Below are 11305 nucleotides of genomic sequence, written 5' to 3'. Positions count from 1 at the left end.
CCGACGCTTCATCCTCTTTCCGCGCCACCGCGGCGTCCTCCAGGTCCAACGCTTCGGATGCCTGGATCACCGTACTCGTCACAGGTGTCTCCTTGATCAGGAGTTACACCGTTGTTCTTACAGTCCCAGGGCGACACCGGCCGCGCGCCCCTGCCCGCGAGAGGGGCGAGACCGTTGCCGGAAGAACCGAGCAATTGGCCGTGCGCGTGATCCTGCTGGCCTCACTCGTGCTCACGGCGTCGGGGAAGGCGGGGGCGGGTGGTGGCCCAGCGAATCAGGGCGGTGGCCAGGTTGAGCGCGCTGACGGCCAGCGGGATCCAAATGGTGAGCTGTTGCATGGCTGAGGGTCTCCCTTCAGGGGGGTGGGGTGGCCGGTACCGCCCCAATGGAAGCCATGGCAGCTGGGGTGGCCGGGGTCCGGCAGCAGATCCGGAGCAGGCGGACAAATCCCCGGGCACGCCCACCCGGGATGGGGCAAGCTGACCTGGCGAGGGAACGGCGGTGGCGGGTTCGGGATCCGGGGGTCCGGAGCTGTCCGGCGCCTGTGCCGGACCCTCGCACCCCTGTCCCCCTGTATGCAGCAGGAGCGCCCGCAGATGCCCGTCCGCCCCCCGACCGGTTCCCCGCTTCCCGCCGGCCAGCCTGACCGCCACGACGGTGAGGGCGGAGCGGGACGGCATGCGGTACGCGAGGCAGGGGGAGCTACGCCCGTGGATCCGGCCGGTGTGCACGACCTGGAGCAGTTCACGGCCGCGCTGGATGCGCTACGGGCCAGCCGCTCGTACGGCCATCTGGATCGGGCGGTGCGGCCGCAGAAGTTTCCGTCCAGCACCCTCAGTGACCTGCTGAACAAGGGCCGGTGCACGGTGGAGACGCTGGAGTTGTTCCTGCGCGCCTGCGCAGTACCGCGATCAGAGTGGGAGGCGTGGCGGCAGGCGCGTGAGCGAGTCCTGTCGCCGGCGCCGCCGGGGCTGCCCGGGCTGATGCGGGTGGCGGCGGCGCATCCGCGGCGGCTCGGCGTGCACGCCCCGATCGACGCCCCCGGCGCGGTGGGGGAGCTGCCCGTCTACGTTCTGCGGGACACCGACACCGCCCCGGGCGGGGTGCGGGCCCTGATCGGGCAGGCAGCCGAACACGGCGGCCTGGTCGTGATCGTCGGAGGGTCGTCAGTGGGCAAGACCCGCTGCGCCTATGAGGCCCTGCGCGCGGTGGTGCCGACCTGGTGGCTGCTCCACCCCACCGGGCCCGAGCAAGTCCGCCAGGCCGCCGAGCAGCCCCCGCCTCATCTGGTCGTGTGGCTGGATGAGCTGCAGAACTATCTGGGCGGCCCGACCGGGCTGGACGCCGGCACCGTACGGGCGTTACTCCAGGCCGGGGCGGTGCTGGTGGCCACCATCTGGCCCGACCGCTACCACGCCTTCACCGCCCTGTCCCAGCCCGATCAGACAGACCAGTACGCCACTGAGCGGGAGCTGCTGGGCCTGGCCGACGTCGCACACCTGGACGCCGACTTCACTCCCACCGAGCGGGAACGCGCACGGGCGGCCGCGCAGGAGGGAGACGCCCGTATCGCCCTCGCGCTGGAGTCAACCGACTATGGGCTGACACAAGTGATCGCTGCCGCACCGCACCTGGTCACCCGCTGGCAGGCAGCCGACCCGTACGCCGCCGCCGTGCTGAACGCCGCGATCGACGCCACCCGCCTGGGCGTGCGCTCCCCACTGAGCGCCGAACTGCTGCGGGCGGCCGCTCCCGGCTACTGCACCTCCCACGAGCGGGCCACCGCACCCGCGAACTGGTTCGAGGCCGCCCTGGCCTACGCCACCAAAACTCTGCACGGCGCCACGGCCGCCCTCGCCCCGGTCGCCACGGCAACCATGGAGATGGGGCAAGTCGGCGGCTATCGGATCGCCGACTACCTCCAACAGCACGCCGGAGTTCAGCGCCGCATGGTCAAGGTGCCAGCTACCTGCTGGCAGGCCCTCTGCGACCACCTCACCCAGTCCGACGACCAGCGACGTGCCGGAGACGCCGCCATGGACCGGCTGCTCTACCGCTACGCCGAACCCCTCCTCCGCCGTGCTGCCGACGTCGGCGACGGGCAGGCCATCATCTGGTTGACCGGTCTGCTGGCCGAGCAGGGGCGGGTGGAGGAGCTGCGGGCGCGGGCCGACGCCGGCGACGGGTCGGCCGCCTCCCGGTTGGCCCGCCTGCTGGCCGAGCAGGGGCGGGTGGAGGAGCTGCAGGCGCGGGCCGACGCCGGCGACGGGTCGGCCGCCTCCCGGTTGATCGATCTGTTAGCCGGACAGGGGCGGGTGGAGGAGCTGCGGGCGCGGGCCGACGCCGGCGACGGGCTGGCCGCCTCCCGGTTGGCCCGCCTGCTGGCCGAGCAGGGGCGGGTGGAGGAGCTGCAGGCGCGGGCCGACGCCGGCGACGGGCTGGCTGCCATCGGGTTGGCCCGCCTGCTGGCCAAGCAGGGGCAGGTGGAAGAGGCGCTGGCGATACTGCAGGCGCGGGCCGACGCCGGCGACGGGCTGGCCGCCATCTGGTTGGTCCGCCTGCTGGCCGAGCAGGGGCGGGTGGAGGAGCTGCAGGCGCGGGCCGACGCCGGCGACGGGCTGGCTGCCATCGGGTTGGCCCGCCTGCTGGCCAAGCAGGGGCAGATGGAGGAGCTCACCCGGTACTCCCCGGGGGAGTTGCGGACGCGGGCCGACGCCGGCGACGGTCAGGCCGCCTCCCAATCGGCCGATCTGCTGGCCAAGCAGGGGCAGGTGGAGGAACTACGGGCGCGAGTTGATGTAGGCGACACGGCGGCCATCAACCCCTTCCTCGACACCCTCGCACGAGATCAACCGGAAGAAGCAGCGCACATACGGCGCCACGGATTATCAGCCGACCCACAGATGTGAGTGGATCGGCGGGGCGGGACTCCGGTCGCCGGCCCACTCACGCGCACTCAGGCGGCGTGACGTAAGGGGGCAGACCGCGGGCACGTCTGTGCGGATCAGCTAATGTGGTTGACCCAGATCCCAATGGGTACGGAGGCCGCGGCGGACGCGGCGAAGCTGAGGAGGAAGAAAATCCACTGCTGACGGCGTTCAGCGCGGATGGTCTCCTTGGTCTCGCTCGTGAGGATCTGACGGATCTTCTCGGCTTCTTCCTTGCTCACAGTGAGGAGCTGCCGCTGCCGTTCGGCTTCGGCGAGTAGCGCTTCACGAGCGGCTTGCTGGGATTCGAGGTCGCACCGCAGTTCATCCATGAGGGTGGCAGCTTCAGCGAAGGCGTCGTTGACGCGGGAGATCCGATACCGAAGGCGTTCGCTAGGGTCTTCTTCGACAGCCCGGACGCGCTTTCGGTTCTCGTACTCACCGTAGATCAGCGAGCCCATGCCTCCAACGTTCAACCCCCATCCGCGCCCAGGGAAGATCGGCTGCCAGGACCTGTCGATGTGGATCGATGTCTGCTACCTCGTGCCGGACGGCCGTGATGGCAAATCGATGGCAAACGATCAAAAGGCCAGGTCCCTGATCTTGGGAACTGGCCTCTGAGCTGGTGCTTTGTGGTGGGGCTACCAGGACTTGAACCTGGGACCTCTTCCTTATCAGGGAAGCGCTCTAACCGTCTGAGCTATAGCCCCGCGATGCGCAACGAACGTTACCGCATCCGGTTTCCGGTGGCGAATCCGCTTCCGGACGAGGAAAAGCTTACCGTGTCCGGCCCGGTGGTCGTGCCGCGAAGCGCGGGTGCCCGCCTCGTACGGCCGGCCGCTCGGGGCGGCCCGCCGTACGGAGGGGTCACTCGGCTTCGCTGAAGGTGACCTCGACGCCGCCGACGAGGTCCGCGGAGATGTTGTAGATCACGGCGCCGAGGGTGGACAGCGCGGTGATGAGCACGACGTTCAGCGCGCCGAGCAGTGCCGCGTATCCGAGGATGCGGACCGGCTCGAACCAGCCGCGGATGTCGATGGTGCCGACGCCCTTGCCCGCGACGCCGCCGCTCGTGGTGAGCTGCATGACGGTGTCGGTGATCGAGGAGAAGACGCCGAGCGCCGAGAGCACGCCGTACAGCACCGCGACGGCCACGAACAGCACGACGAAGCAGACCAGCGAGACGACGAAGCTGAACTTCATCGCCGACCACGGCTCGACCCGGCGCAGCACCAGGTGGGCCTTGCGCGGCGGGCGGACGCCGACGCCCGGCTTCTTGTCCTTGCCCTTGGCGGCCTCGGCGCGGTCCGTGCCTCCGGGGCCGAAGGTGAGCCCGCGTACGGAGCCGCCGTCCATCTTGGGAACGCCGTTGTCCACAGGCGCCCGTGCGCCGTCCACAACGGGGGCGGCCGCGGCCACCCCGGCGGGTCGGGGATACTGCGCCGTGGCGCCGCCGTCGGACCCGCCGCCGTTGGGCCTGCCGTTCTCGGGCCTGCCCTTGTCGGTGGCGCCGTCCGCGGTCGCCTGCCGCTTCCACGGCTGGTCGGCGCCCGTGGTCCGGATGCGCATGGTGTCTTCGGCCTTCGCCTTGTCGGCGGCGGTCACGTCATCTCCTTCGGAACCCACCCTGGGGACGCTACCGCCATCCTGTGCCCGCGCGGTAACGCCGTTGGAGGACGACGCCGGACGGGCGCCCGCCGGTTTCTGCCTGGCGCTGCCGGGGGTCCGTGCCCCGCCGCTGTCGCTCATGCCACACCCTCGCCTGACGGCTCGGGTCCGCATTCGCGAATCGCACTGTGCTCATCGATTCGCTCGCTGCGCTCGCTCATGCCTCGTCTCCTGCCCCGTTCTCCTCGGTCACCAACGCCTCGGCGTTGCGAGCGAGGGCGACGACGCTGTCACCCTCGGCCAGATTCATCAGGCGGACGCCCATCGTCTGGCGGCCCGACTGCTTGATCTCGCCTGCACTGGTACGGATCACCCCGCCGGCGGAGGTGATCGCGAAGACCTCGTCCTCGGGACGCACCATGACGGCACCGACCAGCTTGCCACGAGCACTGACGATCTTCGCCGTCAGGACGCCCTTGCCGCCCCGGCCCTGCACCGGGTACTGGTCGGCGGGTGTCCGCTTCGCATACCCGCCCTCGGTCGCGATCAACACGTCGTCGCCGTCGCCCATGACGTTCATCGCGAGAAGCTCGTCACCGTCCACGAACCGCATGCCGATCACACCGCTGGTCGCGCGGCCCATCGGGCGCAGCGCGTCGTCCGAGGCGGTGAACCTGATCGACTGCGCGTTCTTGGAGACGAGCAGCAGGTCGTCACCCTCGGACACGAGACGGGCGGCGATCACCTCGTCATCCTCGCGCAGGTTGATCGCGATCAGGCCACCGGAACGCGGCGAATCGTATTCGGAAAGGCGCGTTTTCTTCACCAAACCGCTGCGGGTCGCCAGCACCAGGTACGGCGCGACGTCGTAGTCCCGCAGGTCGAGGATCTCCATCACGTGCTCATCGGGCTGCATGGCGAGCAGGTTGGCCAGGTGCTGGCCCCGCGCGTCCCGGCCCGACTCCGGCAGTTCGTACGCCTTGACCCGGTAGACCCGGCCCTTGTTCGTGAACGCCAGCAGCCAGTGGTGCGTCGTGGTCACGAAGAAGTGCTCGACGATGTCGTCCTGGCGGAGCTGGGCTCCCCTGACGCCCTTGCCGCCGCGCTTCTGCGCCCGGTAGAGGTCGGTGCTCGTCCGCTTGGCGTACCCGCCGCGCGTGATCGTGACGACCACGTCCTCCTCGGCGATCAGGTCCTCGATGGACATGTCGCCCTCGTACGCGATGATCTCGGTCTTCCGCTCGTCGCCGTACTTGGCGACGATCTCCCCGAGCTCGTCCGACACGAGCCGGCGCTGCCGGGGCTCGGAGGCCAGGATGTCCTGGTAGTCGGCGATCTGCGCCATCAGGCCGTCGTACTCGTCCTGGATCTGCTGCCGCTCCAGCGCGGCCAGCTTGCGCAGCTGCATGTCCAGGATGGCCTGCGCCTGGACCTGGTCGATGTCCAGCAGCGTCATCAGGCCGCCCTGCGCCTCGGCCGCCGACGGCGACCGCCTGATCAGGGCGATGACGTCGTCGAGCCGGTCGAGGGCCTTGAGCAGGCCGCGCAGGATGTGCGCCCGCTCCTCGGCCTTGCGCAGCAGGAACCGGGTCCGCCGGACGACGACCTCGATCTGGTGCGTGATGTAGTGCCGGACGAACTGGTCGAGCCGCAGCGTCCGCGGCACTCCGTCGACCAGCGCGATCATGTTCGCGCCGAACGTGGTCTGGAGCTGGGTGTGCTTGTAGAGGTTGTTCAGCACCACCTTGGCGACCGCGTCGCGCTTGAGCACGATCACCAGCCGCTGGCCGGTGCGCGAGGAGGTCTCGTCGCGGACGTCCGCGATACCGGTGACCTTCCCGTCGCGGACCAGCTCGGCGATCGTGAGCGCCAGATTGTCCGGGTTCACCTGGTACGGCAGGGCCGTGACCACCAGGCACTGCCGCCCCTTGGGGTCCTCCTCGACCTCGACGACGGCCCGCATGATGATCGAGCCGCGGCCGGTGCGGTAGGCGTCCTCGATACCGCGGCGGCCGACGATCAGCGCGCCGGTCGGGAAGTCGGGGCCCTTGACCCGGGCGAGCAGCCCGTCGAGCAGTTCCTCGTCGGACGCCTCGGGGTTGTCGAGCGCCCAGACGACGGCGTTGCCGACCTCCCGGAGGTTGTGCGGTGGGATGTTGGTCGCCATGCCGACCGCGATCCCGGCCGACCCGTTCACCAGCAGGTTCGGGAACCGCGACGGAAGGACGATCGGCTCCTGCGACCGCCCGTCGTAGTTGGGCTGGAAGTCGACGGTCTCCTTGTCGATGTCCCGGAGCATCTCCATGGCGATCGGCGCGAGGCGGCACTCGGTGTACCGCATCGCGGCGGCCGGGTCGTTGCCCGGCGAGCCGAAGTTGCCCTGCCCGTCGACGAGCGGGTAGCGCAGCGACCACGGCTGCGCGAGCCGTACGACGGTGTCGTAGATCGACGTGTCGCCGTGGGGGTGGTAGGAGCCCATGACGTCGCCGACGACCCGGGAGCACTTGAAGTAGCCGCGGTCGGGCCGGTAGCCGCCGTCGAACATCGCGTACAGCACGCGGCGGTGCACGGGCTTGAGGCCGTCGCGGACGTCCGGCAGCGCGCGGGACACGATGACGGACATCGCGTAGTCCATGTAGCTGCGCTGCATCTCGGCCTGGATGTCGACCGGCTCGATCCGATCGGCGGGGGGCCCAGGCGGCGTGTTCACTTCCGTCACGAAAAGTCCTTTTGGTTAGCCGCGCTGCTCAGACGTCAAGGAAGCGGACGTCACGGGCATTGGTGATGATGAAGTTCCTGCGCGCCTCGACGTCCTCGCCCATCAGCACGCTGAACAGGTTGTCGGCCTGGGCGGCGTCGTCGAGGGTGACCTGGCGGAGCACCCGCGTGTCGGGGTTCATGGTGGTCTCCCACAGCTGGGAGGCGTTCATCTCGCCCAGACCCTTGAACCGCTGCACGCCGTCGTGAAGCCGGGGGTCGCGCCGGCCGCGGCCGACGCCCTCCTCGATGATCGCGTCCCGCTCCCGGTCGGAGTACGCGTACGACGCGTCCTCGCCCTTGCGGTCCCACTTGATCTTGTACAGCGGAGGCTGGGACAGGTAGACGTGGCCCGCCTCGATCAGCGGCCGCATGAAGCGGAACAGCAGCGTCAGCAGCAGCGTGGTGATGTGCTGGCCGTCCACGTCGGCGTCCGCCATGAGGATCAGCTTGTGGTAGCGCAGCTTCGAGATGTCGAACTCGTCGTGCACGCCGGTGCCGAGGGCGGTGATCAGCGCCTGGACCTCGTTGTTCTTGAGGACCTTGTCGATCCGGGCCTTCTCGACGTTCAGGATCTTGCCGCGCAGCGGGAGGATCGCCTGGAACTTGGGGTCGCGCCCGCCCTTGGCCGAGCCGCCGGCCGAGTCGCCCTCGACGATGAACAGCTCGCACTTCTCCGGCTCCGACCACTGGCAGTCGGCCAGCTTGCCGGGGAGCCCGCTGCCGCTCTCCAGCAGCGACTTGCGGCGGGTGAGGTCGCGCGCCTGGCGGGCCGCGATGCGGGCCCGGGAGGCCTGCAGCGACTTGTTGATGATCTCCTTGGCCTCGCCCGGGTTGCGCTCGAACCAGTCGCGCAGGTGGTCGTTGCAGGCCTTCTGGACGAACGACTTCGCCTCGGTGTTGCCCAGCTTGGTCTTGGTCTGGCCCTCGAACTGCGGGTCGGCCAGCTTCACCGAGATGATCGCGGCGAGCCCCTCGCGGACGTCGTCGCCGCTGAGGTTGTCGTCCTTGCCCTCCTTGAGGAACTTCTGCTCGCGCGCGTACCGGTTGACGATGGTCGTCAGCGCGGCGCGGAAGCCCTCCTCGTGGGTGCCGCCCTCGGCGGTGTTGATCGTGTTGGCGAACGTGTAGACCGACTCGCTGTAGGAGGCGTTCCACTGCATGGCGATCTCGACCGAGATGCCGTCGCCGTGCTCCTCGAAGTCGATGACCGAGTTGTGGATCGGGTCCTTCTTCGAGTTCAGGTGGGTGACGAAGTCGGACAGGCCGCCCTCGTAGTGGTACGTGACGACCTTGGATTCGCCCTCGATGATGTGGTCGGGCCGCTCGTCGGTGAGCCTGATCGTGAGGCCCTTGTTGAGGAAGGCCATCTCCTGGAACCGGCGCGCCAGCGTCTCGAAGTTCCAGGTGACGGTCTCGAAGATCTCCGCGTCGGGCCAGAAGCTGATCGTCGTGCCGTGGTCCTCGGTGGGCTCGCCCTTCTGCAGCGGCCCGGTCGGCTTGGCCGTCACGTACTTCTGGCGCCACACGTGGCCGTCGGTCCGGACCTCGACCTCCAGGCGGGTCGACAGGGCGTTGACGACCGAGGCGCCGACGCCGTGCAGGCCGCCCGAGACGGCGTACGACTTGCTGTCGAACTTGCCGCCGGCGTGCAGCACGGTGAAGACGACCTCGACGGCGGGCCTGCCCTCGGCGGCGACGATGCCCACGGGAATGCCGCGTCCGTGGTCCATCACGCGCACGCCGCCGTCGGCGAGCAGGGTGACCTCGATCAGGTCGTTGTAGCCGGCCAGCGCCTCGTCGACCGCGTTGTCGACGATCTCCTGCACCAGGTGGTGCAACCCGCGCTCACCGGTCGAGCCGATGTACATGCCGGGCCGCTTGCGGACCGCTTCCAGCCCTTCGAGAACGGTGATAGAGCTAGCGTCGTAGGACAAGTGCGAAATCCTCCTGCCGCGGACACGCGGCGGGCGACACCGTGGATTGGCTGCCCCTGCCGTGCCCGTCACCGTCGTGAGTGCCCCGATGCGCCCGCCCAGGGAAACCGGCCCGCAGGACCGGGGGTGACGCAAACCGGACGTGTCCTTGAGTCCTCCTACATTCTACCGGTCCGACCGACAACCGGTGGCATCCACGGGGGCTGTGGTGCCCTGTCGCTTGATGATCATGTTTCCGAGCATCCCCTACGGGGGACGGGGGTCATGGCCTCAGACGCGATTTTGGGCCGGTTCGGGCTTCCGGAGACTCCCCCCTGCCCACTGGACGGGCCCTTTCACCCGTAGGTGTCCCCCGGCCCCCGGCTGCCGCGCACCCGGAGGCCGCCCTCGGGCCGCGGGCCCGCGCCCGGGCCGCGCACCTTCACCCTGGTCACCGTGCCGTCGCCGAGTTCCTCGTTCAACCGCTTGACCAGCGTGGCGGCGAGCAGGCGCACCTGGGTCGCCCAGGCGGTGGAGTCGGCGGCGACCAGCACCTCGCCGTCCTCGAAGCTCTCCGGCCGGGTGTGGGCGGCGAGGTCCGGCCCGACGATCTCCGGCCACCGGCCGAAGACCCCGCCGACCGCGACCGGCTGCTCCCAGCCCCGGGCGGCGAGCAGGTCGCGGATCGCCCGGCCGAACGGCAGCGGATCGCCGGAGTCGCGCCGCGGGCCGCCCGAGCCGGAGCGGCGGCGGGGCTCGCTGCGCGGCAGCTGCCCCCGCTTGAGCGCGTCGGACTTGGCCTGGGCCAGCTTCTCCCGCGCCAGCGCGGCGCCCCGGGCGACCGAGCCCTTCGGGGATTGTCCACCGCCTGTGGATCTCTCATCGGACACGGGTCACGCTCCCTTCGGTCACGTCGAACCGGGCGCCGGTCAGCTCCGGCGGCACGTCGTCCGGCACCGCGGCGGTGATGAGCACCTGCTCGGCCGGGGCGACGATCTCGGTGAGCCGCCTGCGCCGCTGCCCGTCCAGCTCGGCGAAGACGTCGTCGAGGATCAGCACGGGGTCGCCGCCGTCGGTTCTCAGCAGGTCGTAGGCCGCGAGCCGCAGCGCGAGCGCGAACGACCACGACTCGCCGTGGCTGGCGTAGCCGCGGGCCGGCAGCTCGCCCAGCCGCAGCAGCAGGTCGTCGCGGTGCGGGCCGACGAGGGTCACGCCGCGTTCGAGCTCGGCCTGACGCGCCTCGGCGAGGCCCGCCCGCAGGCCTTCGGCGAGAAGTTCCCGGTTTGTCCCCAGGGTGGGGATATCTGTGGATAACCCCGACGCCCGGTACTCCAGATCGGCGAGCCCGGACGACGGGGCGAGCGTCGCGTACGCCTTGGCGGCGAGCGGGCGCAGCAGGTCCACCAGGTGCAGCCGGGCCGCCAGCAGTTCGGCGCCGAAGCGCACCAGGTGGGTGTCCCAGATCTCCAGGGTGCTCAGCACGTCCCCGGCGCCCGCGGCGGCGAACGCCGCGTCGTCGTCCTGCCTGCGGGGGCCGCGCCGCCGCCCCGCCCGGGACGCCGCGGCCGTGCGCAGGAGGGTGTTGCGCTGCTTGAGCACGCGCTCGTAGTCGGCGCGTACGGCCGCGAACCTGGGGGCGCGGGCGACGAGCAGCTCGTCCATGAACCGGCGGCGCTCGGAGGGGTCGCCCTTGACGAGCGCGAGGTCCTCGGGGGCGAACAGGACGGTGCGCAGCAGGCCGAGCGCGTCGCGCGGACGCGGCACCGGCGAGCGGTTCACCCGGGCGCGGTTGGCCCGGCCCGGGTTGATCTCCACCTCGACGAGGGCGCGGCGGTCGTCCCTGACCACCACGGCCCGTACGACCGCCCGCTGCGCGCCGTGCCGTACGAGCGGGGCGTCGGTGGCCACCCGGTGGCTCGAATGGGTCGCGAGGTAGCCGAGCGCCTCGACGAGGTTGGTCTTGCCCTGCCCGTTCGGCCCCACGAAGGCCGTCGCGCCCGGTTCGAGCGTCAGCTCGACCTCCGGGTAGGACCGGAAGTCGGTGAGGGACAGGCTCGCCACGTGCACGCCCGCAAGGCTAGTGCCCACCGGCCGCCC

7 protein-coding genes and 1 tRNA gene are annotated in these 11305 nt (G+C 70.4%); 1 reads left to right on the top strand and 7 read right to left on the bottom strand.

The window, feature by feature from the left end; genetic code table 11:
• Positions 1–710: 710 nt before the first annotated feature.
• Positions 711–2909: a hypothetical protein gene (locus tag HHX40_RS25205; protein ID WP_182882555.1), complete on the top strand. Its 2199-nt coding sequence runs from the start codon at positions 711–713 to the stop codon at positions 2907–2909.
• A gap of 95 nt (positions 2910–3004) precedes the next feature.
• Here HHX40_RS25205 and HHX40_RS25200 read toward each other — a convergent pair whose 3' ends face one another.
• The 7 genes from HHX40_RS25200 to recF all read right to left on the bottom strand — a co-directional run bounded on the left by HHX40_RS25200 (position 3005) and on the right by recF (position 11275).
• Positions 3005–3388, bottom strand: a complete 384-nt coding sequence (locus HHX40_RS25200) for a hypothetical protein (protein ID WP_182882554.1) — start codon at positions 3386–3388, stop codon at positions 3005–3007.
• Between the two features lie 172 nt (positions 3389–3560).
• Positions 3561–3637: transfer RNA gene (locus HHX40_RS25195), tRNA-Ile, on the bottom strand.
• A 157-nt stretch (positions 3638–3794) separates the two neighbouring features.
• The gene (locus tag HHX40_RS25190) at positions 3795–4532 is read right to left on the bottom strand and encodes a DUF3566 domain-containing protein (RefSeq protein WP_310738265.1); all 738 of its coding nucleotides are present in this window, start codon (positions 4530–4532) and stop codon (positions 3795–3797) included.
• Positions 4533–4752: 220 nt separating this feature from the next.
• Positions 4753–7254: a DNA gyrase subunit A gene (gene gyrA / locus HHX40_RS25185; protein ID WP_182882553.1), complete on the bottom strand. Its 2502-nt coding sequence runs from the start codon at positions 7252–7254 to the stop codon at positions 4753–4755.
• A 28-nt stretch (positions 7255–7282) separates the two neighbouring features.
• Positions 7283–9208 (bottom strand): DNA topoisomerase (ATP-hydrolyzing) subunit B, encoded by a 1926-nt coding sequence (gyrB, locus tag HHX40_RS25180; protein ID WP_396697362.1) that lies wholly within the window; start codon positions 9206–9208, stop codon positions 7283–7285.
• A 356-nt stretch (positions 9209–9564) separates the two neighbouring features.
• Complete coding sequence (locus tag HHX40_RS25175; RefSeq protein WP_310738264.1) at positions 9565–10098, bottom strand: DUF721 domain-containing protein; 534 nt, start codon at positions 10096–10098, stop codon at positions 9565–9567.
• The gene (gene recF, locus HHX40_RS25170) at positions 10088–11275 is read right to left on the bottom strand and encodes a DNA replication/repair protein RecF (RefSeq protein ID WP_111700101.1); all 1188 of its coding nucleotides are present in this window, start codon (positions 11273–11275) and stop codon (positions 10088–10090) included. Before recF ends, HHX40_RS25175 begins: the two co-directional genes overlap by 11 nt.
• Between the last annotated feature and the right edge of the window lie 30 nt (positions 11276–11305).

Source organism: Microbispora sp. H10949, from assembly GCF_014161435.1.
GTDB lineage: Bacteria > Actinomycetota > Actinomycetes > Streptosporangiales > Streptosporangiaceae > Microbispora > Microbispora triticiradicis.
This window is presented reverse-complemented; position numbering and strand designations above follow the sequence as displayed.

Bases quoted from the DNA above. Each gene is read 5' to 3' on its own strand.
- HHX40_RS25200 (WP_182882554.1), bottom strand. From the start codon at position 3,388: ATGGGCTCGCTGATCTACGGTGAGTACGAGAACCGAAAGCGCGTCCGG.